This is a genomic window from Streptomyces sp. NPDC088733 (assembly GCF_044751185.1).
Classification (GTDB): Bacteria; Actinomycetota; Actinomycetes; order Streptomycetales; family Streptomycetaceae; genus Actinacidiphila.
Genome location: NZ_JBIVLH010000008.1, coordinates 117,191 through 140,842, shown reverse-complemented (window position 1 = coordinate 140,842; position 23,652 = coordinate 117,191). Strand labels below are relative to the sequence as shown.

The 23,652-nt window shown below is 74.5% G+C and carries 26 protein-coding genes and 1 pseudogene; 10 read left to right on the top strand and 17 right to left on the bottom strand.

Features of this window, described 5'->3' with window-relative positions; genetic code table 11:
* Nucleotides 1-49: 49 nt before the first annotated feature.
* Nucleotides 50-1,573 carry an aldehyde dehydrogenase family protein gene (locus tag ACIP64_RS16990; protein WP_401586840.1) on the bottom strand — a complete coding sequence of 508 codons (1,524 nt, stop codon included), beginning with the start codon at nt 1,571-1,573 and terminating at the stop codon, nt 50-52.
* Between the two features lie 171 nt (nt 1,574-1,744).
* On the opposite strand from ACIP64_RS16990, the gene ACIP64_RS16985 reads away from it, so the two are divergent.
* Nucleotides 1,745-3,046 carry a GAF domain-containing protein gene (locus tag ACIP64_RS16985; RefSeq protein ID WP_401586837.1) on the top strand — a complete coding sequence of 434 codons (1,302 nt, stop codon included), beginning with the start codon at nt 1,745-1,747 and terminating at the stop codon, nt 3,044-3,046.
* A 21-nt stretch (nt 3,047-3,067) separates the two neighbouring features.
* Here the strand turns inward: ACIP64_RS16985 and ACIP64_RS16980 are convergent, their stop codons facing one another.
* The 7 genes and pseudogenes from ACIP64_RS16980 to ACIP64_RS16950 all read right to left on the bottom strand — a co-directional run bounded on the left by ACIP64_RS16980 (nt 3,068) and on the right by ACIP64_RS16950 (nt 8,266).
* Entirely contained in the window at nt 3,068-3,817 is a 750-nt protein-coding gene (locus ACIP64_RS16980; RefSeq protein ID WP_401586834.1) for a GNAT family N-acetyltransferase, read from the bottom strand.
* Between the two features lie 129 nt (nt 3,818-3,946).
* Nucleotides 3,947-4,138: pseudogene (locus ACIP64_RS16975) on the bottom strand (zinc-binding dehydrogenase); the annotation flags it as partial.
* Between the two features lie 48 nt (nt 4,139-4,186).
* Complete coding sequence (locus ACIP64_RS16970; protein WP_401586832.1) at nt 4,187-5,164, bottom strand: NAD(P)-dependent alcohol dehydrogenase; 978 nt, start codon at nt 5,162-5,164, stop codon at nt 4,187-4,189.
* Nucleotides 5,161-5,409, bottom strand: coding sequence for a helix-turn-helix transcriptional regulator (locus tag ACIP64_RS16965; protein ID WP_401586829.1), 249 nt, complete (start codon nt 5,407-5,409; stop codon nt 5,161-5,163). Before ACIP64_RS16965 ends, ACIP64_RS16970 begins: the two co-directional genes overlap by 4 nt.
* A complete protein-coding gene (locus ACIP64_RS16960) occupies nt 5,403-5,831 on the bottom strand; it encodes a hypothetical protein (protein WP_401586827.1) in 429 nt (142 codons plus the stop codon). The genes ACIP64_RS16965 and ACIP64_RS16960 overlap by 7 nt, the downstream gene beginning before the upstream one ends.
* Nucleotides 5,832-6,375: 544 nt before the next feature.
* Nucleotides 6,376-7,275 (bottom strand): SIS domain-containing protein, encoded by a 900-nt coding sequence (locus ACIP64_RS16955; protein WP_401586824.1) that lies wholly within the window; start codon nt 7,273-7,275, stop codon nt 6,376-6,378.
* A 202-nt stretch (nt 7,276-7,477) separates the two neighbouring features.
* A complete protein-coding gene (locus ACIP64_RS16950; RefSeq protein WP_401586822.1) occupies nt 7,478-8,266 on the bottom strand; it encodes a DeoR/GlpR family DNA-binding transcription regulator in 789 nt (262 codons plus the stop codon).
* Nucleotides 8,267-8,342: 76 nt separating this feature from the next.
* On the opposite strand from ACIP64_RS16950, the gene ACIP64_RS16945 reads away from it, so the two are divergent.
* From ACIP64_RS16945 to ACIP64_RS16925, 5 genes are all read left to right on the top strand, one after another.
* Nucleotides 8,343-9,176 carry a class II fructose-bisphosphate aldolase gene (locus ACIP64_RS16945; RefSeq protein ID WP_401586819.1) on the top strand — a complete coding sequence of 278 codons (834 nt, stop codon included), beginning with the start codon at nt 8,343-8,345 and terminating at the stop codon, nt 9,174-9,176.
* A 145-nt stretch (nt 9,177-9,321) separates the two neighbouring features.
* Complete coding sequence (locus ACIP64_RS16940; protein WP_401586817.1) at nt 9,322-9,894, top strand: hypothetical protein; 573 nt, start codon at nt 9,322-9,324, stop codon at nt 9,892-9,894.
* A 43-nt stretch (nt 9,895-9,937) separates the two neighbouring features.
* Complete coding sequence (locus tag ACIP64_RS16935) at nt 9,938-10,696, top strand: YqjF family protein (protein ID WP_401586815.1); 759 nt, start codon at nt 9,938-9,940, stop codon at nt 10,694-10,696.
* 113 nt (nt 10,697-10,809) lie between these two features.
* Nucleotides 10,810-11,160 carry a nuclear transport factor 2 family protein gene (locus tag ACIP64_RS16930; RefSeq protein ID WP_401586812.1) on the top strand — a complete coding sequence of 117 codons (351 nt, stop codon included), beginning with the start codon at nt 10,810-10,812 and terminating at the stop codon, nt 11,158-11,160.
* 14 nt (nt 11,161-11,174) lie between these two features.
* Nucleotides 11,175-12,074: an oxidoreductase gene (locus ACIP64_RS16925; RefSeq protein ID WP_401586810.1), complete on the top strand. Its 900-nt coding sequence runs from the start codon at nt 11,175-11,177 to the stop codon at nt 12,072-12,074.
* 18 nt (nt 12,075-12,092) lie between these two features.
* Here ACIP64_RS16925 and ACIP64_RS16920 read toward each other — a convergent pair whose 3' ends face one another.
* Nucleotides 12,093-12,734 carry a class I SAM-dependent methyltransferase gene (locus tag ACIP64_RS16920; protein WP_401586807.1) on the bottom strand — a complete coding sequence of 214 codons (642 nt, stop codon included), beginning with the start codon at nt 12,732-12,734 and terminating at the stop codon, nt 12,093-12,095.
* A 205-nt stretch (nt 12,735-12,939) separates the two neighbouring features.
* Here ACIP64_RS16920 and ACIP64_RS16915 point away from each other — a divergent pair, with 205 nt between their 5' ends.
* From ACIP64_RS16915 to ACIP64_RS16900, 4 genes are all read left to right on the top strand, one after another.
* Nucleotides 12,940-14,208: an ATP-binding protein gene (locus tag ACIP64_RS16915; protein WP_401586804.1), complete on the top strand. Its 1,269-nt coding sequence runs from the start codon at nt 12,940-12,942 to the stop codon at nt 14,206-14,208.
* A 47-nt stretch (nt 14,209-14,255) separates the two neighbouring features.
* Complete coding sequence (locus ACIP64_RS16910) at nt 14,256-15,440, top strand: MalY/PatB family protein (protein ID WP_401586802.1); 1,185 nt, start codon at nt 14,256-14,258, stop codon at nt 15,438-15,440.
* 82 nt (nt 15,441-15,522) lie between these two features.
* On the top strand, nt 15,523-16,614 hold the full coding sequence (locus tag ACIP64_RS16905; RefSeq protein ID WP_401586800.1) for an NAD-dependent epimerase/dehydratase family protein: 1,092 nt from the start codon (nt 15,523-15,525) through the stop codon (nt 16,612-16,614).
* Between the two features lie 34 nt (nt 16,615-16,648).
* Nucleotides 16,649-16,975: a plasmid stabilization protein gene (locus ACIP64_RS16900; RefSeq protein ID WP_401586798.1), complete on the top strand. Its 327-nt coding sequence runs from the start codon at nt 16,649-16,651 to the stop codon at nt 16,973-16,975.
* 20 nt (nt 16,976-16,995) lie between these two features.
* Here the strand turns inward: ACIP64_RS16900 and ACIP64_RS16895 are convergent, their stop codons facing one another.
* From ACIP64_RS16895 to ACIP64_RS16860, 8 genes are read right to left on the bottom strand one after another with little or no spacing between them, the layout of a single operon-like run.
* Nucleotides 16,996-17,556 carry an SMI1/KNR4 family protein gene (locus ACIP64_RS16895; protein ID WP_401586795.1) on the bottom strand — a complete coding sequence of 187 codons (561 nt, stop codon included), beginning with the start codon at nt 17,554-17,556 and terminating at the stop codon, nt 16,996-16,998.
* Nucleotides 17,553-18,572, bottom strand: a complete 1,020-nt coding sequence (locus ACIP64_RS16890) for a sugar kinase (protein ID WP_401586793.1) — start codon at nt 18,570-18,572, stop codon at nt 17,553-17,555. The genes ACIP64_RS16895 and ACIP64_RS16890 overlap by 4 nt, the downstream gene beginning before the upstream one ends.
* Nucleotides 18,569-19,453: an SMP-30/gluconolactonase/LRE family protein gene (locus tag ACIP64_RS16885; protein WP_401586790.1), complete on the bottom strand. Its 885-nt coding sequence runs from the start codon at nt 19,451-19,453 to the stop codon at nt 18,569-18,571. Before ACIP64_RS16885 ends, ACIP64_RS16890 begins: the two co-directional genes overlap by 4 nt.
* Nucleotides 19,450-20,085, bottom strand: a complete 636-nt coding sequence (locus tag ACIP64_RS16880; protein ID WP_401586787.1) for a bifunctional 4-hydroxy-2-oxoglutarate aldolase/2-dehydro-3-deoxy-phosphogluconate aldolase — start codon at nt 20,083-20,085, stop codon at nt 19,450-19,452. The genes ACIP64_RS16885 and ACIP64_RS16880 overlap by 4 nt, the downstream gene beginning before the upstream one ends.
* Before the next feature lie 27 nt (nt 20,086-20,112).
* Entirely contained in the window at nt 20,113-20,919 is an 807-nt protein-coding gene (locus ACIP64_RS16875; RefSeq protein ID WP_401586785.1) for a hypothetical protein, read from the bottom strand.
* Nucleotides 20,913-22,058 (bottom strand): galactonate dehydratase, encoded by a 1,146-nt coding sequence (gene dgoD, locus ACIP64_RS16870; protein WP_401586782.1) that lies wholly within the window; start codon nt 22,056-22,058, stop codon nt 20,913-20,915. Before dgoD ends, ACIP64_RS16875 begins: the two co-directional genes overlap by 7 nt.
* Nucleotides 22,055-22,810, bottom strand: a complete 756-nt coding sequence (locus ACIP64_RS16865) for a FadR/GntR family transcriptional regulator (RefSeq protein ID WP_401586780.1) — start codon at nt 22,808-22,810, stop codon at nt 22,055-22,057. The genes dgoD and ACIP64_RS16865 overlap by 4 nt, the downstream gene beginning before the upstream one ends.
* A 50-nt stretch (nt 22,811-22,860) precedes the next feature.
* The gene (locus tag ACIP64_RS16860) at nt 22,861-23,619 is read right to left on the bottom strand and encodes an SDR family NAD(P)-dependent oxidoreductase (protein WP_401587321.1); all 759 of its coding nucleotides are present in this window, start codon (nt 23,617-23,619) and stop codon (nt 22,861-22,863) included.
* Between the last annotated feature and the right edge of the window lie 33 nt (nt 23,620-23,652).

The window sequence follows — 23,652 nt, the reverse complement described above, 5'->3', positions numbered from 1 at the left end:
GGCGCCCGGCCGGGCCGACGGGCCGGGCCGGGCGCCTGCCGCCGCGCTCCTAGAAGAAGCCGAGCTTCTTCGGCGAGTAGCTGACCAGGAGGTTCTTGGTCTGCTGGTAGTGGTCGAGCATCATCTTGTGGTTCTCGCGCCCGATGCCGGACTGCTTGTAGCCGCCGAAGGCGGCGTGCGCCGGGTAGGCGTGGTAGCAGTTGGTCCACACCCGGCCGGCCTGGATCGCGCGGCCCGCGCGGTAGGCGGTGTTGCCGTTACGGGTCCAGACGCCGGCGCCGAGGCCGTAGAGGGTGTCGTTGGCGATGGAGACGGCGTCGTCGAAGTCGTTGAACGACGTGACGGCGACGACCGGGCCGAAGATCTCCTCCTGGAAGACCCGCATGCGGTTGTCGCCCTCCAGGATAGTGGGCTGGACGTAGTAGCCGCCCGCCAGTTCCCCGCCGAGCTGGGCGCGCTCGCCACCGGTGAGGACCTTGGCGCCCTCCTGCTGGCCGATGTCGAAGTAGGAGAGGATCTTCTCCAGCTGGTCGTTGGACGCCTGCGCGCCGATCATGGTGGCGGTGTCCAGCGGGTGGCCCTGGACGATCTTCTCGGTGCGGGTGATGCCCGCCTCCAGGAAGGCGCTGTAGTGGCCGCGCTGGATCAGGGCGCGGGACGGGCAGGTGCAGACCTCGCCCTGGTTGAGGGCGAACATCGTGAAGCCCTCGAGCGCCTTGTCGTAGAAGTCGTCCTCGGCGGACGAGATGTCCTCGAAGAAGATGTTGGGGCTCTTGCCGCCGAGTTCGAGCGTCACGGGCTTCAGGTTCTGCGACGCGTACTGCATGATCAGGCGGCCGGTCGTGGTCTCGCCGGTGAAGGCGACCTTGGCGACGCGCGGGCTCGACGCGAGCGGCTTGCCGGCCTCGACGCCGAAGCCGTTGACGATGTTGACGACACCGGGCGGCAGGAGGTCGGCGATCAGGCTCATCCACACGTGGATGGAGGCCGGGGTCTGCTCGGCGGGCTTGATGACGACGGCGTTGCCGGCGGCCAGGGCCGGGGCGAGCTTCCAGGTCGCCATCAGGATGGGGAAGTTCCACGGGATGATCTGGGCGACGACGCCCAGCGGCTCGTGGAAGTGGTACGCGACGGTGTCGTCGTCGAGTTCGGCGAGGCTGCCCTCCTGGGCCCGGACGGCGCCCGCGAAGTAGCGGAAGTGGTCGATGGCCAGCGGGATGTCGGCGGCCAGCGTCTCGCGGACCGGCTTGCCGTTCTCCCAGCTCTCGGCGACGGCCAGTTCCTCCAGGTGCTGCTCCATGCGGTCGGCGATCCGGTTGAGGATGTTCGCGCGGTCGCCGGCCGAGGTGCGGCCCCAGGCCGGTGCCGCCGCGTGCGCGGCGTCCAGGGCCCGCTCGACGTCCTCGGCGGTGCCGCGGGCGATCTCGGTGAAGGGCTGTCCGGTGACGGGCGTCGGGTTCTCGAAGTACTGCCCGCGCGCGGGTGGGACGTACTCGCCGCCGATCCAGTGGTCGTAGCGGGGCTGGAAGCTGACGACGGAGCCCTCGGCACCGGGGTTGGCGTAGCGGGTCATGGGGCGGCCTCCCATGGATGGGCCGCCCGCTCCGTTGCGGACGGCGGTGGGGGGACCGTAGAACGCGGAAGGTTGCAGGAGGGTTGCGACACGGCGTACCTGCGGAACTACACTCGGCAGCAGCCGGCCGGTGCCGCCGGGCGCCGGCCCACCCCCGACCCAGGGGCGCTCATGACTGCCTCGTACGCGGCCTCGTACACGGCCTGGCCACCCGGGACCGATCCGCAGTTGCTGCGCCGGGACGTCGCGCGTGCCCACGAGGAGTTCCTCAGCACCGGGAGAGCGCCGCGGCCGGTGCGCGACGTGGTGCGGGACTCGTGGCAGCGCTCCCGCAGCCGCGGGGTCGACCCGGAGGTCGCGGGGCCCAGCGTCCCCGCCCTCGCGGGGCCGGAACTGCGGGCCTACCGCGAGAGCCACCCGCTGGCGGCCGTGCTGCCCGTGGTCCGCCGGCTGCTGGTCGAGTCGGCGCAGGAGAGCAACGAACTGGTGGCCGTCGGCGACGAGCACGGCCGGCTGCTGTGGGTCGAGGGAGCGCCGGGCCTGGCGGCGCGCGCGGAGCGGATCGGCTTCGTCGAGGGGGCCGTGTGGGCCGAGGAGGCCGCCGGCACGAACGCGCCGGGCACGGCGCTCGCCCTCGGCCGGCCCTTGCAGATCTACGCGGGAGAGCACTTCGTGCGCCCGGTGCACCCCTGGAGCTGCTCGGCGGCGCCGGTGCGGGACCCGGACACCGGCCGGGTCATCGGCGTGCTCGACCTGACCGGCGGCGACCACATCGCGGCGCCGCACGCGCTCGCGCTGGTGCGTGCGACGGTCGCGGCGGCGGAGGCGGAGTTGCGGGTACTGCGGCTGCGGGGGCAGATCCCGGCGGCGGTTCCGGGGTCGGTTCCGGGGTTGTCCGCCCCCGCACCCGCGTGCCGGCTGGAGGTGCTGTCACGCGACCGCGCGCGGTTCGTCTCGCCTTACGGCAGCACCGAGTTGAGCCCCCGCCACTCCGAGATCGCGTTCGTCCTCGCCCTGCACCCCCGCGGGCTCGGCGCCGACGCGCTCGCCGTACGGCTGCACGAGCACGAGGCGGCCCGCGTCACCGTGCGCGCCGAGATGTCGCGGCTGCGGCGCCTGCTGGGCCCGCACGTCCTCGGCTCGCGCCCCTACCGGCTGCTGCTGCCCACCTCCAGCGACGCCGCGCAGGTGCACACGCTGCTGGCCCGCGGGGCGTACCGCGAGGCGCTCGCCGCCTACCCGGGGCCGCTGCTGCCGGGGTCGGCCGCGCCCGCGGTCGCCGAGGCGCGCGACGAACTCGACTGCGAGATGCGCCGCGCGCTGCGGCACCGCGGCGACGCGCGGCTGCTGCTCGCCTGGCTGGAGCGCCCGGAGAACCACGTCGACGCCGAGATGCTGCAGGCGGCGATCAACGCCCTCCCGCAGGGGTCGCCACGTCGGCTGACGCTGCGGACGCTGCTGGAGCGGGCCTGAGCGGCGCGGCCCCGGCCGGCGTCACGCGGTGGCGTCGCCCGGCGCCCTGACCAGGAGGAAGAGCGGGCGGCGGCGGAGCGTGAAGCCCATGGACTCGTACAGCCTGATGGCATTGGCGTTGTTGCCCGCGGCGTGCAGGAACGGCAGCTCCCCGCGGTCCGCGATGACCGCGCCGACCGCACGGATCAGCCGGCTCGCCAGGCCGCGCCCGCGATGGTCCGGGTCGGTGCAGACGGCGCTGATCTCCGTACCGCCCGCCGGGCGCATGCGCTCGCCGGCCATGGCGATCAGGCGCCCGTTCTCCCGCAGCCCGAGGTAGGTGCCGAACTCGATGGTGCGCGGCATGAAGGGGCCGGGCTTCGTGCGGTCGATGAGGCCCATGACCTCGGGGACGTCGCCGGCGCCCAGCCGGACGGCCTGCGGATCGTGCGCGACCGCCAGGTCGGTGCCGACCAGTTGCACCGCCTCGCCGCCGTCCAGGATCTGCCAGTCCTCGGGTACCACCGGCGAGCCCGTCACGAGCGCGGTCCCGCCGGGGCCGAGCAGCGCGGCCAGATCCGCCCAGGCCGCCGGGTCGGCCTGGTCCTCGACAGCGGCGAACGGCGACATGTCGCCGGGGTAGCGGGCGGCCCGGCCGTGCCGCTCGGCGAACTGCGCGTGCGCGCCGGTCAGCGAGGCCCACGCGGGGTTGTCCAGGGGGTGCGGCGCACCGGTGGCGAGCGGTTCCGTGCCGGGGTCGGACGGATGGGCGGGGTGGACGCTGGTCGACATGGCGGGGCGGTTCTCCGATCCGTGGGGCGGTGCGGGCCACTGGGTGCAACGGCCACGGAGCCGCTTCCCTTCCTGCCCTGACGAGCGTTTCCACCCTACGGCCCGGCCCCGCGGCCCCCGGTCCCGCCCTCACACCCGCAGCACCGGCTTGCCCCGCACCTCCCCGGCCCGCAGCCGGCGGACCGCCTCGGGGGCGTCCGCCAGAGACGGATACACACGGTCGACCGCAGGGGTGACCGCACCCGCGTCAACGAGTTCCGCGAGGCGCTCGAGATCGGCGGCCGGGTGCGTATCCGGTGCCGGACGACGGACGACAGCAGCAGCCCGCGCAGTTGCCTGCCGATGCCCCCGCGCCCGCCGGGCGCGCCCTCACACCCGCAGCACCAGCTTGCCCCGCACCTCCCCCGCCCGCAGCCGACGAACCGCCTCGGCAGCGTCCCCCAAAGACGGATACACACGGTCGACCGCAGGAACGACCGCACCCGCGTCAACGAGTTCCGCGAGGCGCTCGAGATCGGCGGCCGGCTGCGTCGCCACCAGGGTGCGTATCCGGTGCCGGACCACGGACGACAACAGCAGCCCGCGCAGTTGCCTGCCGATGCCCCCCGTCCAACGGCCGCCGTGCTCACCGCCGACGATGACGAGGGTGCCGTCGGGGGTGAGGGCGCGGCGCAGCAGGGAGAGCCGCCGGTTGCCCGCGATGTCGAGGACGAGGTCGTACCTGCGGGCACCGTCGGTGGGGTCGTCCTGGGTGTGGTCGACCACCTCGTCGGCGCCAAGGGAGCGGACGAAGGCGGTCTTCGCCGTACCGCACACGCCGGTGACGTGTGCCGCGCCGAGCGCCTTGGCCAGTTGCACGGCGTACGAGCCGACACCGCCGGACGCGCCGATCACGAGGACGTGCTGCCCGGCCCGCAGGCGCCCGCTGTCGCGCAGGGCCTGGAGCGCCGTGCACGCCGAGACGGGGACGGTCGCCGCCTCCTCGAAGCCGAGGCGGCGCGGCTTGGGCGCGAGGTGCGCGGCCTTGGCGCGGGCGTACTCGGCGAAGGTGCCGGCCCCGCTGCCGTACACCTCGTCGCCCGGGGCGAAGCCCGTCACCCCGGGGCCGACGGCCTCGACCCGGCCCGCGAGGTCCGTGCCGCGCACGCGGTCGCGGGGCGCCCGCAGCCCGAAGCCGAGGCCGCGCAGGAGGTAGGGCATGCCGGCCATGAGGTGCCAGACACCCTGGTCGACGGCGGCGGCGTGGACGCGTACAAGCACCTCGCCCGGGCCGGGAACGGGCCGGGCGGTCTCCTCGACCCGCAGGACGGACGGGGGTCCGTAAGTGTCCTGGACGACGGCCTTCACCGGGGCTCCTCGGGCTGCTCGGGGGCGGACTCGGGGGGGTACTGGAACACGGCGTCGAGCGGCACGCCGAAGACGTGGGCGATCTGGAACGCCATCTCCAGGGACGGCGAGTAGCGGCCCTGCTCGATGGCGATGACGGTCTGCCGGGTCACGCCGATGCGCCGGGCGAGTTCGGCCTGCGTCATCTCGTCCTTGGCGAAGCGCAGGGCCCGGATCTCGTTGGTGACCCTGGTCGGCCTCACCACGGGTGGAAGCCCAGCCGGTAGGAGACGATCTTCGCCGCCGACCCCACGACCGCCGACAGGACGAAGGCGAGGTATATCGCGTTGGCGATCCAGAACCGGTCGGACCCGGCCATCGCCAGGACGAGTCCGGCCACCGCCCCGGCGACGACGAACGAGTGGCCGACGTACTCGCCGAAGCGGTGGATCTCCCGGTCGCGCTGGTCCTTCACGCGTCCCTCCCGGGCGGACGTCACCGACATCGCGATGTGCAGCAGGACCGACGCCGCGATCGCTGCGCCCACCGACCACACCAACGCGGCCGCGTAGGGCGCGCCGGCCGGCGACGCGCCTCCCGCCCGGCCGAGGACGACGGTCAGATACGCCGCGTACGACGCGATCGTGACCACGACCATGATCCAGGCGCGTTTTTCCTCGACGGCCATCACAGCCCCCCATGTAAAGAAAACCTGACACCGCCGAGTGTCAAACACTCTTGACTCCATGTCAAGGATTTTTGACCTCGCTACCCTCGCGGACTCGGGCGACGCCGTTGCGAGGGCCGCGCGCACAGCGCATGCGGCCACCGGCGGAGCCCTGGGTGCCCGGCACGAGGCGGCGGCCGCACGCGAGTTGGAGGCACGGCAGGCGCCGACTCCCGCCGCGCGGGCTCCGCCGCCCCCGCGCCCCCGTCGGCAGGCGTCACGGTGCAGGCAACGCCCTGAGCGCCGACACAAAGGCCGCGCTCACAGCGCGGGCGGGCACCGCCGGGGACACGGTCCGAGCACGAGGCGGCGACCGCCGCGCGGAGGGCCGCCGGCCGGCCGGTGGGCAACCGCCGGACTCTTCCCGTACCCCCGCCGCCGGCGCGGCACCGGCACCGCGTGCCGCAGACCCCCGCCGAGGGCGCGCCGCGCTACCGGCGCCCGGGCCTCGCGACCCGCGGACGGCGCACCAAACCGGCGCCGGACCGCACGGCCTGAAGGGCCGTCACGTGAGGATCACGGAACGGGTGAGGTGGCGCGGGGAGTCCGGGTCGAGGCCCCGGGCGGCTCCCAGGGCGGCCGCGAGGCGCTGGACGACGACGAGGTCGGCGAGCGGGTCGCGGCCGGCCGCGACGAGGCGGCCGCCGGTCGCGGCGATCTCCTCCGGCAGGCCCGGCGGCAGGTCGGCCGGGTCGCCGAACCACCAGGCGACGCGGCCGGGTCCGGTGATGCTGATCGGGCCGTGGCGGTACTCCATGACGGGGTACGCCTCGGTCCAGGCGCCCGCCGCCTCGCGCATCTTGAGGGCGGCCTCCTGGGCCACTCCGTACGCCCACCCCCTGCCGAGGAACGTGAACTGCTCCGCCTCCAGCAGTTCGTCCGGCAGCGGGTCGGCGAGCGCCGACTCGCCCTGCGCGGCCAGCCCGTCCAGGTCCTCGCCGAGCAGCGCACGCAGGAGCACGAGTTCGGTGGTGGCGAAGCGCGTCTGCACCACCGACGTCTCGTCGGCGAAGTCCAGGACCGCGGCCGCGTCGGCGAGTTCCATGACGGGGGTGGCCGGGTCGGCGGTGACGGCGACGGTGGGCGTCACGCCGCGCAGGCGGCGGAGTACGTCGAGCACTTCGGTCGTGGTGCCGGAGCGGGTCAGGGCGAGCACCCGGTCGTAGGCGCGTCCGGCCGGCATCTCGGAGGCGGCGAAGGCGTCCGTCTCGCCCAGGCCCGCGGACTCGCGCAGTACGGCGTAGGCGTGGGCCATGAACCATGAGGTGCCACATCCAACCACCGCGACGCGCTCGCCGGGGGCCGGCATCGCGGCGCGCCAGGGGGCGTTCGCGTCGGCCGCCAGGGCGACGGCCCGGCGCCAGCAGTCGGGTTGGGTCGCGATCTCGATCTCGGTCTGGCTCATGGGACTCCGTCCGCTCGCTGTGATCCGCTGCCGCCGGTGCTGTCGGGGCCGGTACGGGTGGCGCTTGCGCCGGTCTTGACACGCTGCCCGCCCGATCCAGCATGATGAGCGAAACTGCTCGACTCTTGCAATGTTCGCGCACAAACGCGCACGGCGGAAGGTGGTGACGCTCCGCGTGGACAACGGCCGACGCGGCGCGCGGTCAGGCGCGGACGACCTCCACACCGGCCGCCGCGAAGGGCTCGGTGAGCGCGCCGGGCGCGTCCGCGTCCGTCACCAGGACGTGCACGTCCTCGACCGGGCAGATCCGCGCGAACGCCCGCCGGCCGAGCTTCGAGGCGTCCGCGACGACCACCACGCGCTCGGCGCGCCGGGCCAGTTCGCGGTTGACGCCCGCCTCGCCCTCGTGGCGGGCGGTGGCGCCGTGCGCGACGTCGAGGGCGTCGACACCGAGGAAGACCACGTCGAGCGTGATCTGTGCGAGCAGGTCGGCGGCCAGGGGGCCGATCAGCTCGTACGAGGCAGGGCGGGCCACCCCGCCGGTGACGACGAGCTTCACATGCCGGCGCACGGCCAACTCCGCCGCGATGTTCAGCGCGTTGGTGACCACGGTCAGCGTCGGCTCGCCCGCGTCCGCCGCCAGTTCGCCCCGTTCGGCCAGCGCGCGGGCGACCGCCGTCGTCGTGGTGCCGCCGTTCAGGCCCACGACGGCGCCGGGCTTGACGAGGGCCGCGGCGGCGCGCGCGATGCGCTCCTTCTCGGCGGCGCGGCGGGCGGACTTGTAGCGCAGCGGCAGGTCGTAGGCGATGGCGTTGATCGTGGCGCCGCCATGGGTGCGCGTGACCATGTTCTGGCGTGCCAGCTCGTCCAGGTCGCGCCGGATCGTGGCGGCGGAGACGGCGAGTTCGGCGGCCGCGGCCTCGACCTCGATGCGTCCGTCGCGGGTCAGCATCTCCAGCAGCGCGCTCCATCGGGCCTGCGGTGCCGCCATCGTCTCGCCCCTTGTCGCCGGACCTGGCGGCCATGAAACCACAGGCCATCGCCCCGCCGAGAGGAACAACGAGCCCATGCCGCTGATCGGGACCGCCGCACTCGTCCGCTCCGCCCGCGCCGAGGGCCGCGCCGCGGGGGCCTTCAACGTCATCACCCTGGAGCACGCGGAGGCGATCGTCGCCGGGGCCGAGGCCGCGGGGCGTCCGGTCATCTGCCAGATCAGCGAGAACGCCGTGCGCTTCCACGGCGGCGCGCTCGCGCCGATAGCGAGGGCGACCGCGGCGGTGGCCGAGTCCGCGCGCGTGCCCGTCGCCCTGCACCTGGACCACGTCACCGACGACGCGCTGCTGCGGCAGGCCGCCGACTGCGGTTTCGGCTCGGTCATGTACGACGCCTCGGCGCTGCCGCACGAGCGGAACGTGGCCGCCACCCGTGCGGCCGCGCAATGGGCGCACGGCGCGGGCCTGTGGCTGGAGGCCGAACTCGGCGAGATCGGGGGCAAGGACGGCGTCCACGCCCCCGGGGCCCGCACCCACCCCGACGGCGCCCGCGCCTACGTGGCCGCGACCGGGGTCGACGCGCTCGCCGTGGCCGTCGGCAGCTCCCACGCGATGACCACCCGGACCGCGCGGCTCGACCATGACCTGATCGCCCTCCTGCGCGCGGCGGTCGCCGTGCCGCTCGTGCTGCACGGTTCGACCGGGGTGCCCGAGGACGAGCTGCGGCGCGCCGTCGCGGGCGGCATGGCCAAGATCAACATCGGTACCGCACTCAACATCGCCTTCACCGGGGCGATCCGCGGCTTCCTCGCGGCGGACGGCGCCACCGTGGATCCGCGCCGCTACCTCGCGCCCGCGCGTACGGACATGGCGGCAGCGGTGGAGCGGGCCCTGCGCGTCCTGGGCTGAGCCGGCCCGGGCCACCCGTGACGGGACACTTCGCCGCACATTCCAACATTGACAGGTCTAACACGACTCCTCTAGCTTCGACATGTCAATCATGACATGTCGCGCTGCCGAGCGGCGGCGCACTCCGTGAACCTGGAGACCTACCGTGGGTTACCTGCGCGGCTTCATCCCGTGGATCGCGTCCGGCGTCATCTCGTCCTCCGACTGGCGCTGGGGCGCCGTGGCGGGTCTCGTCACGGGCCTGGCGCTGTTCGCGCAGGACCGGCGCCGCGGCGTCGCGCCCGAGGCGATGATCCTGGAGCTCAGCGGCAGCCTGTTCTTCGCCGTCGTCGGGACCGTCGCCCTCGCCTCCCCCGACTCGCCGCTGAAGACGTACGACGACGCGCTCTCCTTCGCCTGGCTCGCGCTGACCGCCTGGGGGAGTCTCGCCGTCCGCCACCCCTTCACCCTGGGCATCGCACGCCGCCGGACCTCGCGCGAGTACTGGGAACTGCCCGGCTTCATCGCGGTCAACAACGTCGTCACGGCGGTCTGGGGAGCCGGCTTCACCTTCATCTGCGCCGCGCTGGCGGTCTGCCACCTGACCGGCGCCCCGGGCTGGGCCGGCATCGCCGCCCATGCGGCCGGCCTGGCGGGCCCCGCTGTCTTCACCTCCCGCTACCCCGCCCGCGTCCAGGCCCGGCTCCAGGCGGCGGGTGCCGCACCGGTCGAGGTGTGACAGGTTCCCGCCGGGCCCTGCCCGGCTCTGCGATGCTGGCTGTGTGCTCGCCCCGGAACCGATAACGGCCGACCCGCCCGGCGCCACGGCGAATCCGCTGCTGACACAGTCGTGGCTCGACCTGGCGTTCCTGCACTGGGCCGCCGATCCCGCCGACGTGGCGCCCCTCCTGCCGGCCGGCACCGTGCCGGACACCCTCGGCGGGGTCACCTACGTCGGGCTGGTGGCCTTCCGGATGCACCGCGTCGGCTGGTTCCGGCTCCCCGGCGTCCCGTACCTGGGCACCTTCCCGGAGACCAATGTCCGCCTGTACTCGGTGGACGAGCACGGCCGCCGCGGTGTGGTCTTCCGCTCGCTCGACGCGTCCCGGCTGATCCCGGTCGCGGTGGCGCGGGCCGCGTTCCGGCTGCCGTACCAGTGGGCGCGCATGGACATCCGCCGCGACGGCGACACCCTCAGCTACACCAGCCGGCGGCGCGGGCCCGGGGCGGGCGGGGCGTACGCGCGGATCACCGTGCGGGTGGGCGAGCCCGTCGCCGAGCCGAGCGAGCTGGAGCACTTCCTCACGGCGCGCTGGGGTCTGCACAACACGTTCTTCGAGCGGCCCCTGTACCTGCCCAACACCCATCCGCGCTGGCCGCTGCACCGCGCCGAGCTCCTGGTCTGCGAGGAGAACCTCGTCGCCGCCGCCGGACTGCCCGCGACCACCACCTCGGGGCCCCCGGTCAGCGTCCTGTACTCCGCCGGCGTCCCCGTCCGCTTCGGGCGCCCCGCCCGGCCGGCCGGTATCCCGACCCCCTGAGCCGAGCTGCGCCGATCCGCGGTCGACCACGGCCGCCGAGTTGCTGCTAATATCGAAGCAACTTGCTTCCGTTTTAGCAGCCACTTGCCCACCGCACCCCGAGGAACAGCACCATGACCGCTCAGTCCATCACCCCCGCCGACCTGCCCGGCACCGTCACGCGCTACCTGCGGGCCCACGTCGCCCGCGACACCGCGACGGCGATCGGCGCCTTCACCCCCGACGCCACCGTGACCGACGACGGCAGGACCTACGAGGGCCGCACCGCGATCGAGCAGTGGCTGGACCGGGCGGCGAGCGAGTACACGTACACGACCGAACTGACCGCCGCCGAGCGCGCCGACGCCGGGCACTACGTCGTGACCCACCACCTGGAGGGCGACTTCCCGGGCGGCGTGGTCGACCTGCGCTACCGCTTCGCGCTCCGGGACGGCCTGATCGAACGCCTCGACATCGCGCCGTGAGTCATGCTTCCCCCATGACGAGTGCACCCATCGAACCGCCCTCCCCCAGCTCGACCCTCGCCCTCGACGGGACGACCACCGTCCCGCGCCTGGGCTTCGGCGCGATGCAGCTGCCCGGCCGGTGGAACGGACCCGCCGCCGACCGGGCGGTGTCGGTGGCGGTCGCGCGCCGCGCCGTCGAACTCGGCGCGCGCCACATCGACACCGCGGCCTTCTACTTCTCCGGCGGCAACCGGGCCAACGAGATCCTGCGCGAAGCCCTCCACCCCTACCCGGCCGGCGTCACCATCGCCACCAAGGTGGGCCCGCTGCGCGACGCCGGCGGACGGATGACCGGGGAGGCGGAACCCGGGCAGCTGCGCGGCCTGGTCGAGGAGAACCTGAGGGAACTCGGCGTCGACGTCCTGGACCTGGTCCACCTGCGGGTCGGCCGCCTCGGCACGGACCGGGCCGACTCGCTCGCCGAACGCTTCGCCGTGCTCGCCGCCTTGCGGGAGGAAGGACTCGTACGGCACCTGGGCGTCAGCAATGTGACGCGTGGTCAGCTGGACGAGGCGCGAACCGTCGCGCCGGTCGCGGCGGTGCAGAACCAGTTCGGCGTCCTGGACCAGCGGGACGGCGATCTGGTGGACTTCTGCGCGACCGTGGACATCGCGTACATGCCGTTCTTCGCCCTCGGCGGCGGCCACTCCCCGCTCGACGGGGACGCCCTCGCCAAGGTGGCCGAACGGCACGGCGCGACGCCGTTCCAGATCGCCGTGGCCTGGGGTCTGGCCCGCTCCCCCTCGATCGTCCAGATCCCCGGCACGGCCTCCCTCGCCCACCTGGAGGAGAACATGGCGGCCGCCTCGATCGTCCTCGACGCCGACGACCTGTCCCTGCTGGCCGACGGCGGCCGGTCCGCCGGCGCGTGACCGGCCGCCCCGGGGCCGTCAGCCGGCCGCGGGCAGGCGCCGCACCTTGACCACGTTGTCCCGGCGCGCCGTGGGACGGCCCTCCGGGTCGTTCTGCACGCGCTCGTGCTCCTCGCACAGCAGCACGTCCCATTCGCCCTCGGCGAGTTCGAGATCCCTGAGGACCTCGTCGGGGGTGGGGAAGTGCACCTCCGGGTGGTGGTTGTGCTCCCAGGCGGGGAATCCGCCGTGGCCGGTGACGAGCAGGACGCCCCCGGGGGCGACGGCGGCCGCGGCGGAACGCAGGATGCGCTCACGCGGCATGTAGCCGACGGTGTGCAGGAAGTGGGCGGCGACCAGGTCGAAGGAGCCCTCGGGGAAGGACTCGCCGAGGTCGTGGCGCTCCCAGGTGATCAGCTCGCCGACCCCCGCGTCGGCCGCGTGCCCCGCCGCGCGCCGCAGTGCCACACCGGAGATGTCCACGGCGGTGACGCGCCAGCCGTGCCGGGCCAGCCAGATCGCGTCACCGCCCTCGCCGCAGCCCAGGTCGAGGGCGGTGCCCGGCGTCAGCTCGGAGGTCTCGCGGACCAGGACGTCGTTGGGATTGCCGCTCCACACGCGCTCGGTCGAGGCGTAGCGGTCGTCCCAGTAGTCCTCCTGCGAGGCGATGTCGTCGGTCATCGGTGGATCGGGTCCCTTCACACGTGCGCGGCGCGGCGCCGTCGCGGGCGCCGCCTCGGGCCGACGATGCGCCCGGCCGGCGCCGGGCGACAAGATTCCTTGCCGGTTCGGCAACATCGGCCGGGCGGACGGGGCCCGGGGGGCGCCCGCGTGCCGCGCGGCCGATGATGGGGGGACGGCAGGACGTCGCGCGTGGAGGCTTGCCATGGCCGTGTGGCACGTACGTGATTTCACCCCGGACGATCTCGAGGCTGTGGTGCGCCTGGACGCCGAGAGCGGCACCACCGACCAGCCCGCCGTCTTCCGTCTCTCCGAGGCGGTCGCCGCCCTTCAGGCGCAGCACCCCAGCGTGGTGGCGATCGCCGACGGCCACCTCATCGGGGCGGCGATCGGCCGGGTCGACGGGGACCGGGCGTGGGTGCTGCGGATCAGCCTCCATCCGTCGTGGCGCAACCTGGGCCTGGGCACCGCGCTGCTGTCCGCGGTCGAGCACCGGCTCCAGGCCGCCGGGGCGCGGACGCTGGCCGCCGTGCTGCCCGAGGAGGAGACGGGTACCGCCGCGCTGTGCAACTCCGGTTTCACCCGGCGCCAGGGCCTGACGTACTTCGAGAAGACCCAGGCGGTGACGGCCCAGGACCCGGCGCTGCTGGCCTCGCTCGGCGCGCTCGTGCCGCCCGCCGGGCTGTGGGAGAAGCTCGCCGGGATGGGACGGGAGAAGTCCCTGATCGAGCGCCGGATCGTGCTTCCGCTGGCCCATGCCGAGCTCGCCGACGAGCACGGGGTCGAACCGCCGCAGGCCGTCGTGCTGTTCGGGCCGCCGGGCACGGGCAAGAGCACCTTCGCCCAGGCGGTGGCGAGCCGGCTGGGCTGGCCCTTCGTGGAGCTGTTCCCGTCCCGGCTGGCCCTGGAGGGCGGCATCGCCCCGGGACTCGGCAGGCGCTTCGACGAGATCGCGCAGCTCGACCATGTGCTGGTCTTCATCGACGAGGTGGAGGAGGTCGCCGGCCGCCGCAATCTCGCCGACCCGGCCTCCGTGGGCGTGGTCAACGAACTCCTCAAGTCCATCGTGCGGTTCCGCGACCGCGACGGCCGGCTGCTGATCTGCGCGACCAACACCGTCGCCGCGCTCGATCCGGCGTTCCTGCGGCACGGCCGGTTCGACTACGTGCTGCCGGTGGGCCCGCCCGACCACGAGGCGCGTCGCGCGCTGTGGGGGAGCTATCTCGCCAAGGCGGGCGCCGACGCGGACACCACGGCGCTCGCCGACGCCAGCGAGGGCTTCACGCCCGCGGACATCAAGCAGGCCGCGCGCGCCGTCGCGCAGACCACGTTCGAACGGACGCTGGACACGGGGAACAGGACCCAGGCCACCACGGACGACTATCTGCGCACCATCCGTTCCACCCGCCCCACGGTCACCAGCGACATGGCGCTGGAGTTCGCGGAGCACAGCGTCCGCTACGGCCGCACGTGAGCGTCGCGAGGGGCGGCACGGACGCGGTTCCGCCCTATGTTGGTGTCATGACCACGCCGTCAGCCGCACCCGCGTCCGCTCCCGGCCCCCTCCACCGGCTCACGCTCGACCAGCTCCGGCGCCGCACGAGCATGAAATGGCGGTCCTACCCTGCCGACGTGCTGCCCCTGTGGGTGGCCGAGATGGACGTCCCGCTCGCGGAGCCGGTGGCGCGGGCGCTCACCGAGGCCATCACGATCGGCGACACCGGCTACCCCGCGGGCACCGGGTACGCCGACGCGCTGGCGGCCTTCGCCCGCGACCGCTGGGGCTGGGACGGTGTCGTGCGCGAGCGCGCGGCGATCGTCCCCGACGTGATGCTCGGCGTCGTCGAGATGCTGAAACTCGTGACGGCGCCCGGTGACCCGGTGATCGTCAACTGCCCTGTGTACCCGCCGTTCTACCAGTTCGTGACGCACATGGACCGGAGCGTGGTGGAGGCGCCGCTCGGGCCGGACCTGCGGCTGGACCTCGACACCCTGGAGCAGGTCTTCGCGCGCTGCGCCGCGGACGGCGGGCGGGCCGCGTACCTGCTGTGCAGCCCGCACAATCCGACCGGCACGGTGCACACCGCCGCGGAGCTGGAGGCGGTGGCGGCGCTGGCGGGCGCGTACGGGGTACGGGTGGTGGCCGACGAGATCCACGCCCCCGTGGTGGCCCCGGACGCGGTCTTCGTGCCGTACCTGAGCGTGCCGGGCGCGGAGAGCGGGCTGTCGCTCATGTCGGCGTCCAAGGGGTGGAACCTGGCCGGGCTCAAGGCGGCGCTCGCCCTCGCCGGGCCCGCCGCGGCCGAGGACCTGGCCCGCATGCCGGAGGAGGTCGGGCACGGCCCGAGCCATCTGGGCGTCATCGCGCACACTGCGGCGCTGCGGGAGGGCGGCGACTGGCTGGACGCCGTCCTGGCGGACCTGGACCGCAACCGCCGGCTGCTCGGCTCCCTGCTGGCCGAACAGCTGCCGTCCGTCGGCTACCGGCCCGCCCCGGGGACGTATCTGGCCTGGCTGGACTGCCGCGCGCTGGGCCTCGGCGAGAACCCGTCGGAGGTGTTCCTGGACAAGGGCCGGGTGGCGTTCAGCCCGGGCCCCGACTTCGGCACGGGCGGCACCGGCCACGTACGGCTGAACCTCGCGACCGGCCCGGAGGTGATCACGGAGGCGGTGCGCCGCATGGCGGCCGCCGCCGCAACCGTCTGAATCCGGCACGCACGGGTAGCCGCCCCTGGAACGCGGAACGCGGGAACGCGCGACGTCGAGGAGCAGCGAGGAGGCGAGCGCCGTGACCAGCACTCCAGCACACGGGCCCCGCGACGGGCTGCACGTCGTGGTCGTGGGGGCCACGGGCAATGTCGGCACCAGCCTGGTGCGGGCGCTCGGCGAGGACCCCGCGGTCGCCCGGATCACCGGGATCGCCCGCCGGGTGCCCGCGGACTGGCGGCCGCCGAGGACCACGTGGGTCAGTGCCGACATCACGGACGACAGCACCCGGCTGTCGGGCCTCTTCGACGGCGCCGACGCCGTCGTCCACCTGGCCTGGCTGCTGCAGCCCAGCCACGACCCGGCGATCACCTGGCGCACCAATGTCCTCGGCGGCATCCGGGTCTTCGACGCCGTGGCGGCGGCCGGCGTCCCGGCGCTGGTGCACGCCTCGTCGGTGGCCGCGTACTCCCCCGGCCCCAAGGACCACCCGGTCGACGAGTCGTGGCCCACGCACGGCTGGCCGGGTGCCGCGTACTGCCGCGAGAAGGCGTACATCGAGCGGTATCTCGACGGGTACGAGGCGGACCATCCGCGGGTGCGGGTGGTGCGCATGCGGCCCGGCTTCCTCTTCAAGAAGGAGGCCGCCGCGCAGCAACGCCGCCTGTTCGCCGGGCCGTTCCTGCCCGGACGGCTGGTCCGGCCGCGGCTGGTGCCGGTCGTGCCCGACATGCGGGGCCTGCGCTTCCAGGCGCTGCACACCGACGACGCCGCCGATGCCTACCGCAGGGCGGTCCTGCGGCCGGTGCGCGGCCCCTTCAACCTGGCCGCGGAGCCGCCGCTCGACGCGGCGGAACTGGCCTCGATCTTCGGCGCCCAGGTCGTGCGGATGCCGCGCGCCGCCGTGCGTGCCGCCCTGGCGGGCGCCTGGCGGCTGCACCTGGTGCCGTCCTCCCCCGGGCTCTTCGACGCGGTGCTGCGGCTGCCGCTGCTCGACACCGGCCGGGCCCGGCGGGAACTCGGCTGGCGTCCCCAGCACAGTGCGACCCACGCGGTCGAGAAGTTCCTGGAGGGCCTGCGCGAGGGCAGCGGGGCGAACACCGCGGTGCTGGCTCCGAGCGGGGCCGTGGGGCGGCTCCACGAGGTCGCGACGGGCGTCGGCTCGCGGCCCTGAGCGCGCATACGAGACGAATGGTGAGGTGACGGCGATGCCGGCAGGTTCCAGCCCCAAGCGGGAGCGGCAGTACGAGCACATCAAGGAGAGCGCCGAGGAGCGCGGCGCGAGCGAGAAGCGCGCGGAGGAGATCGCCGCCCGCACCGTCAACAAGGAGCGCGCCCGCGCGGGCGAGTCGAGGACGGCGAGCCGCAGTTCCCTGGACGACATGTCCTCGGGCCGCCGCGGCGGCCTGCGCTCGGGCCACGGCCCGCAGGGCCCCACGTACGACCAGCTGTACGCGGAGGCGCGGCGACGCGGCGTCGACGGCCGCTCGCACATGAACAAGGCCGAACTCAAGCGGGCTCTGGGCGAGAACTGACGCCTCCCACCCGCTCCGCGTCACGCCGCGTCGAACCAGGGCTTGTCCGCCGCCCAGTGCAGGACCCAGCCGGCGAAGCCGGGTTCACCCGTGCTGAAGCCGAACGGTGCCCCGAAGGGAGCGGCACCGACGTCGGTGACCTGCCAGACGTGCCCCCGGTGGGGGCCGGTGACAACGAGGTGCCAGTTCATCGCGCAGCCGTCGGTGCCGAGCACGACCGAACCATGGTTGAGGACCTGGTGGATCATCTCGTCGGAGTCACCGGACGGAGCCGGGTCCTCCTCCCACAGCCACGCCCCGGTCAGAGGGAACGGCTTGCCCAGGTCACGGTCCTGCCCGTCACTGCCCCAGTCGGCGGGCAGCTCCGCCGCCGGCAGCAGTCCGTGGTCCGGCGGCCCTGAGGACGAGCCGTCCGTCTCCTCGGCGACGAACGTCCGGTACGGCTCGGGCAGCACGATCCCGTGTGCCGCCTCGAAGGCACGGACACCCTCCCAGCCGAGAGCCGACTCGCCGCCGTCGTCGACCCCGAATGCCGCCCGCAGTGCGGCGAGTTCCCCGGGGTCGGCCTGCTCACTGTTCATGCGGTACGGATATCACCCGGCTGCGACATCTCGAACCCCACGGACGTCCGGCGCCAGGTCGCCTCGTCGGCATCCAGCAAGGCGGTGAGGACGCCGGGGGCCGGGAGCGGGCCGTGGTCGGCGGGGACGCGCAGGGCCGAGGCGGCGGTCAGGTGGCCGAGGCGGAGGGCCCGCTCGACGGGGAAGCCGCGGTGCAGGCCCGCGAGGAAGCCGGCGGCGAACGCGTCGCCCGCGCCGACGGGTTCGGCCACGCGGACGGTCAGCGCGGGCACCGTGCGGGCGTCCGTGCCGACGAAGGCGGTCGCGGACCTGGCGCCGTCCTTCACCACGAGGACCCGTGGCCGGGCCAGCAGCGCGCGGACCGATGGGGCGTCGGTGACGGCATCCCCCCACAGCGCCTGGGCCTCGTCCAGTCCGACGAGCACGATGTCGGCGCGGTCGGCAAGGGGGCGCAGCACCTCCGCGGCGGCGGCGCGGCCGCTCCACAGGGCGGGGCGGTAGTTCACGTCGAAGCTGACGGGGCACGGACGTCCGGGGCGCAGCGCGCGCTCGACGAGGGTCCGGCAACCGGCCGACAGGGCGGGCGTGATGCCGCTGAGGTGGAGCAGCGCGGCGCCGTGCAGGGCCGGGTCGTCGAGCAGGTCCTCGGTGAGCGCCGACGCCGCCGAGTCGCGCCGGCGGTAGTGGACGCGGGTGCCGTGCTCGCCCGGGTCCTTGAACAGCAGCCCGGTGGGGCGGTCCGGGTCGACGCGCACACCGTCGACGTCCACCCCGCCCGCGGCGATCCGCGCGAGGACTCGGCGGCCGAACGGGTCGTCGCCGACGGCCGACACCCAGCGTGCGGGCACGCCGTGGTCGGCGAGGTAGAGGGCGACGTTGGACTCGGCGCCGGCGACCGCGACCCCGAGCCGGTCGGCGCTCTCCAGCGGCCCGAGGGGGTCCGGCACGAGCGCGGCCATGGTCTCCCCGACACAGACCACGGGGCCCGGACCGAGCTTCGGCGCGGCGGTGTTCACGGGCCGTCCTCCGGTTCGGGGCCGACCGGGCGGTAGGGCGCGGCGGGAGTGCCGGGGACGTCGACGCGGACGGTGAAGACGGCGCCGTCGAGCGGGCCCGGGGCGTCGAGGCCGATGGTGGCGCTGGTGACATGGAGGGTGCGGCCGTCCGGGCCGCCGAGGCACAGTCCGGCGGGCTGGACGGCGGGGAGTTCCACGACGCGGTCGAGCGTGCCGTCGGGCAGGTGGCGGCGGACCTGGCCGGTGCCCCACACCGCGGTCCACAGGGCGCCCTCGGCGTCGACGGCCATGCCGTCCGGGCTGCCGGAGTCCAGGGTCACGAAGGTCTCGGGCGCGCCGAGTTCACCGCCGGCCACGTCCACCGGGTAGCGCCGGACGACACCGCGGGCGCTGTCGGCGAGGTACATCGTGCGGCCGTCGGCGGTGAAGGCGGGCCCGTTCGGCACCGTGATGCCGCGCAGGACGCGGGTGACGCTGCCGTCGCGGTCCACGCGGTACAGGGAGCCCGCGTCCTCGGTCGCCGCGTAGGCCATGCTGCCCGCCCAGAAGCGGCCGTACGCGTCGGCGGTGCCGTCGTTCATGCGCATGGGCTCGAACGCGCCGTCCTCGGGCCGGGCGAGCCAGCGCACCCGCCCGGCGGGGTCGATGCGGCAGACGCCCGTGCCGGCCGCCGCGATCCAGTGCCCGGGGCGCCCCTCGACGGGGGCCACCGCGCCCAGCGGCACCGACAGCCGGGCCACCGTCCGGAAGTCGGGGGCGGTCAGCAGACGGCCCGTCAGGATGTCGGTGAGCACAACGCGGCCGTCGGTCCACCGGATGCCCTCGCCCAGTTCGAGGCGTTCCTCGCCGACGACCTCGTACGCGGTGCCGGTGGCGGTCACGGCGCGGGCTCCGCGCGGACGACGTCCAGGAACTCCCGCGCCCGCTCCCGCAGTGCGGCCAGGCTGCCTCCGGCGGCGGCGTCCGCCACCAGTGGCGAGCCGACGCCGACCGCGAGGGCGCCGGCGGCCAGGTAGGCGGCGGCGGCCGGCGCGTCCACGCCGCCGACCGGCACGAACGGCAGGTCGGGGAAGGGCGCGCGCAGGTCCCGCAGGTAGGCGGGGCCGCCCGCGCTGCCGGCGGGGAAGAGCTTGAGTGCCTGGGCACCGAGCTTCAGGGCCTGGAGGACGTCGGTCGGGGTCATCACACCGGCCAGGACGGGCAGTCCCAGTTCGCGGCCGGTGGTGACGCCGTCGCCGAGCGCGGGGGTGACGAGGAAGGCGGCGCCGGCGCGGTGCGCGGCGTGGGCGTCGTCGGCGCTGAGCACGGTGCCCGCGCCGAGGGTCGCCCCGGGCCCGAGCGCGGCGCGGGCCTGGGCGATCACGTCGAGCGCGCCGTACCCGGTGAGGGAGACCTCGATGAGGGTGACGCCCTCCTCGGCGAGGGTGAGCACAGTCTTGAGTGCGGCGTCCGGGTCGTTGCCCCGGACGATGGCGAGCAGCCGGTGGGTGCGCAGCGCGGCGAGCAGGTCCATCCGACATCCCTTCTGCTGGTGGGTGGTTCAGGTGCGGCGGGTCGCGGTGGCGGTCAGCCGCCAGGAGACCTCGCCGGAGGCGGGCACGACGGCCGTGTCGCCCTCGTTCGCGTCCGCGCGGTCGAAGACGCGGCCGAGCATCGGCTCGACGCCGGTGGAGCGGTACGGTGCGTCGGCCGGGAAGGCGCCGAGGTTGCGCCACAACGCGACGGCGACCGGCTGCCCCTCCGCCTCGAGCGCCAGGTGCAGCGTGTCGGGGCCGTCGGTGACCGTCATCCGGCCCGTGTCGACGACGGCGCCGACCGCGGTCCCGTCGTCGGGCCCGAGCACGTCGAGCGGGAAGCCGCCCACGGTGGGCCAGGTGCCGGGGACCTGGGTCGCGCCCTCGTCCGGGTAGAGCCGGGCGGCGGGCCGCCCGTCGACGCCGAGCCGGGCGGCGGGCGACAGGTCCAGCAGCGCGTGGGCGGCCCACACGAAGCGGTAGCCGGGTTCGGCGCGCAGCGTGTACGCGGCGACGACGGCGCCCGCCTCGGCGGTGACGCGGCGGGTCAGCCGGAAGTCGGGGCACTCCACGGTGTACCCGTCGCCGTCGCCGTCGGCCCGCCACGGCCGCGACCAGGCGTCCCCGTGGTCGGGGAGTCCGCGCACGGTCGGCACGCACTCCTCCAGTCCCCCGGCGTCGGCGAACGCGTCACCGGGCGCGACGCCCGCGCGGCGCGGCTCCTCGCGGTGCCACAGCCATTCGCGGCCGCCGCCCGCGAGCGAAGTCCAGCGGCCGCCGTTCGCCGGGTCGGTGGCGACGGTGAGCGGCACCGGCCGCGGCGCGGTCACCATTCGGCGAACGAGCCGTCGGCGTGCCGCCAGACGGGGTTGCGCCAGGCGTGCCCGGCGCGGTCCGCGGCGCGCACGGCCTCCTCGTCGACGTCGATGCCGAGACCGGGCGCCTCAGGACGGCGGGCCTGCCCGTCGACGAAGCGGAACGGCTCGGGGTCGACCACGTACGACAGCAGGTCGGCGTCCTTGTTGTAGTGGATGCCCCGGCTCTGCTCCTGGATCAGGAAGTTGGGCGTGGCGAAGGCGACCTGGAGGCTCGCGGCGAGCGCGATGGGCCCGAGCGGGCAGTGCGGCGCGAGGTGGGCGCCGAAGGTCTCCGCGAGCGCGGCGATCCGGGTGACCTCGGAGATGCCGCCCGCGTGCGAGAGGTCGGGCTGCACGACGGCGACACCGGCGTTGAGCACGGTGAGGAAGTCGGCGCGGCCGTAGAGCCGTTCACCGGTGGCGACCGGGACGTTGGAGGCGGCGACCAGGCCGGGAAGCAGGTGCGCCTGGTCGGGCAGCACGGGCTCCTCGACGAACAGCGGGTGGAGCGGGGCTATCTCGTGCAGCACGCGCCGCGCGTTGGCCGCGGTGAAGCGGCCGTGGAAGTCCACGGCGACGTCGCGGTGGGCGCCCAGCGCCTCGCGCGCCACGGCGACGCGCTCGACGACGGCGGCCGTCTCGGCGGGGCTGGTGAGCGGCGGCGTGGCGCCCGCGGCGTTCATCTTGACGGCGGTGAAGCCGGCCTCGACCTGGGCGGTGATCTCGTCCTTCAGCCGGGCGGGTTCGTCGCCCCCGACCCAGGCGTACACGCGGACGGTGTCGCGCACCGGCCCGCCGAGCAGGGTGTGCACGGGGACGCCGAGGGTGCGGCCCGCGATGTCCCACAGGGCCTGGTCGATGCCCGCGACGGCGCTGGAGAGCACCGGCCCGCCGCGGTAGAAGCCGCCCTTGGTCAGCACCTGCCAGTGGTCCTGGATGCGCAACGGGTCCTTGCCGATGAGCTGTTCCGCCAGCACCTCGACGGCGGCCCGCACCACCTCGGCGCGGCCCTCGACGACGGGTTCGCCCCAGCCGACGACACCGTCGTCGGTCTCGATGCGGCAGAACAGCCAACGGGGCGGCACGAGGAACGTCTCGATGCGCGCGATCTTCACTTTGCGGGGTCGTCCTTCTCTTCGGTGGGGGGCTGCTCGCTGCCGTGCGGTCCGCTGACCTTGTCCAGGTCGCGCATCGCCTGGTCGAGCAGGGCACGCATGGCGTTCTCCGCCGCGTCCGCGTCCCGGTCGCGCACGGCGTCCAGGACGGCGCGGTGGCTCGGCACGGGGTCCTCGCTGTGGGGGGCGCTGTGCACGATCTCGTCACGCTGGGCGAGACCGGACTCGATGACCATCTCCATGCGTTCCAGCAGTTCGTTGTGCGTGGCCGCCAGCAGCGCGCGGTGGAAGGCGAGGTCGGCCTCGACGGCGTGGCTCGCGCTGCCCTCCTCGCCCATGGCGGCCAGGGCCGCGTCGAGCGCTTCCAGGTCCTCGTCGGTGCGGCGGGACGCGGCCAGCCGTACGGCGGCGGGTTCGATGATGCCGCGCACCTCGCCGAGGTTGCGCAGCAGCGCCTGGTCGGCGCCGGAACCGTTGCTCTCGGAGAACTGCCAGCGCAGCACGTCCGCGTCGAGCAGGTTCCAGTCGGCGCGCGGCCGCACGAAGGTGCCGCGCTTCTGCCGGGCGTCGACCATGCCCTTGGCCGCGAGCACCTTCAGCGATTCGCGCAGGGCCGTCAGGCTGACGTCCAGTTCGTCCTGCAGGGCCGCCATGTCGAGCGTCGCTCCCTCGGGGATCTCGCCGCTGAGCACTCGGCGGGCGAGGGTCTCCACGGTCTGGCCGTGCACTCCGCGGCGCGCGTATGGCGTCATGTGTATGCCTTTCTTGCTGGTCGTTCGGGACGGGAGCGGCTCTCCGGGTGTCAGGCGGAGGACTTGACGACGCTCCAGCCGCCGTCGACCACCAGGCTCGTTCCGGTGATGTACGAGGCTTCCTCGGCGGTGAGGAAGGCGACGGCGGCGGCGACCTCCTCGGGGGTGCCGAAGCGGCCGGCCGCCGTCTCGGCGACGCTCTGCTCGCGTTCGTCCTGCGGTACCCGGTCCCATGCGGCGGTCAGGATCGGCCCGGGCAGCACGGCGTTGACGCGCACCTCCGGTCCGTACTCGACGGCGAGCTGCGAGCACAGCGACAGCAGCGCGCCCTTGCTTGCCGCGTAGGCCGGGTGGCCGGGGATGCCGTGGTGGGCGTGGACGGACGAGGTGAGGACCGCCGCGCCGCGCTCCTGGCGCAGGTCGGGCAGGACCGCCTTGAAGCCGAGGAAGGCACCGGTGAGGTTGACCGACAACTGCCGTTCCCAGGACGCGAGGCTCGTCTCGTGAGCGGGGGCGACCCGCACCGTGTAGGCGTTGCTGACCAGGACGCCGACCGGCCCGAAGCCGTGGGCGGCGTCGACGACCCGCCGCCAGTCGTCCTCGCTCGCGACGTCGGCGGCGACGAAGGCGGCGCGCGCGCCGTCCTTGCGCAGCCGGGCGGCGGTCTCCTCCCCGCGGTCGGCCGCGATGTCGACGAGCACGACGGCGGCGCCCTCGGCGGCCAGTCGCGCCGCGGTGGCGGCGCCGATGCCGGAGGCGGCACCGGTGACGACGGCGACGCGGTTGGTGAAGCGGGCCGCTGGGTTCATGGGGCTGGTCGTCTCCTGTTCGTTCCGTGCCAT

Excerpts from the sequence above, each read along its gene's own strand:
- ACIP64_RS16960 (WP_401586827.1), bottom strand. The coding sequence starts at position 5,831 with ATGGCCGTCGAGGAAAAACGCGCCTGGATCATGGTCGTGGTCACGATC.
- ACIP64_RS16930 (WP_401586812.1), top strand. The coding sequence starts at position 10,810 with ATGACCGCTCAGTCCATCACCCCCGCCGACCTGCCCGGCACCGTCACG.
- ACIP64_RS16950 (WP_401586822.1), bottom strand. The coding sequence starts at position 8,266 with ATGGCGGCACCGCAGGCCCGATGGAGCGCGCTGCTGGAGATGCTGACC.
- ACIP64_RS16925 (WP_401586810.1), top strand. The coding sequence starts at position 11,175 with ATGACGAGTGCACCCATCGAACCGCCCTCCCCCAGCTCGACCCTCGCC.
- ACIP64_RS16895 (WP_401586795.1), bottom strand. The coding sequence starts at position 17,556 with ATGAACAGTGAGCAGGCCGACCCCGGGGAACTCGCCGCACTGCGGGCG.
- ACIP64_RS16860 (WP_401587321.1), bottom strand. The coding sequence starts at position 23,619 with ATGAACCCAGCGGCCCGCTTCACCAACCGCGTCGCCGTCGTCACCGGT.
- ACIP64_RS16955 (WP_401586824.1), bottom strand. The coding sequence starts at position 7,275 with ATGAGCCAGACCGAGATCGAGATCGCGACCCAACCCGACTGCTGGCGC.
- ACIP64_RS16980 (WP_401586834.1), bottom strand. The coding sequence starts at position 3,817 with ATGTCGACCAGCGTCCACCCCGCCCATCCGTCCGACCCCGGCACGGAA.
- ACIP64_RS16900 (WP_401586798.1), top strand. The coding sequence starts at position 16,649 with ATGCCGGCAGGTTCCAGCCCCAAGCGGGAGCGGCAGTACGAGCACATC.
- ACIP64_RS16945 (WP_401586819.1), top strand. The coding sequence starts at position 8,343 with ATGCCGCTGATCGGGACCGCCGCACTCGTCCGCTCCGCCCGCGCCGAG.
- ACIP64_RS16880 (WP_401586787.1), bottom strand. The coding sequence starts at position 20,085 with ATGGACCTGCTCGCCGCGCTGCGCACCCACCGGCTGCTCGCCATCGTC.
- ACIP64_RS16985 (WP_401586837.1), top strand. The coding sequence starts at position 1,745 with ATGACTGCCTCGTACGCGGCCTCGTACACGGCCTGGCCACCCGGGACC.
- ACIP64_RS16920 (WP_401586807.1), bottom strand. The coding sequence starts at position 12,734 with ATGACCGACGACATCGCCTCGCAGGAGGACTACTGGGACGACCGCTAC.
- ACIP64_RS16865 (WP_401586780.1), bottom strand. The coding sequence starts at position 22,810 with ATGACGCCATACGCGCGCCGCGGAGTGCACGGCCAGACCGTGGAGACC.
- ACIP64_RS16875 (WP_401586785.1), bottom strand. The coding sequence starts at position 20,919 with ATGGTGACCGCGCCGCGGCCGGTGCCGCTCACCGTCGCCACCGACCCG.
- ACIP64_RS16910 (WP_401586802.1), top strand. The coding sequence starts at position 14,256 with ATGACCACGCCGTCAGCCGCACCCGCGTCCGCTCCCGGCCCCCTCCAC.
- ACIP64_RS16915 (WP_401586804.1), top strand. The coding sequence starts at position 12,940 with ATGGCCGTGTGGCACGTACGTGATTTCACCCCGGACGATCTCGAGGCT.
- ACIP64_RS16990 (WP_401586840.1), bottom strand. The coding sequence starts at position 1,573 with ATGACCCGCTACGCCAACCCCGGTGCCGAGGGCTCCGTCGTCAGCTTC.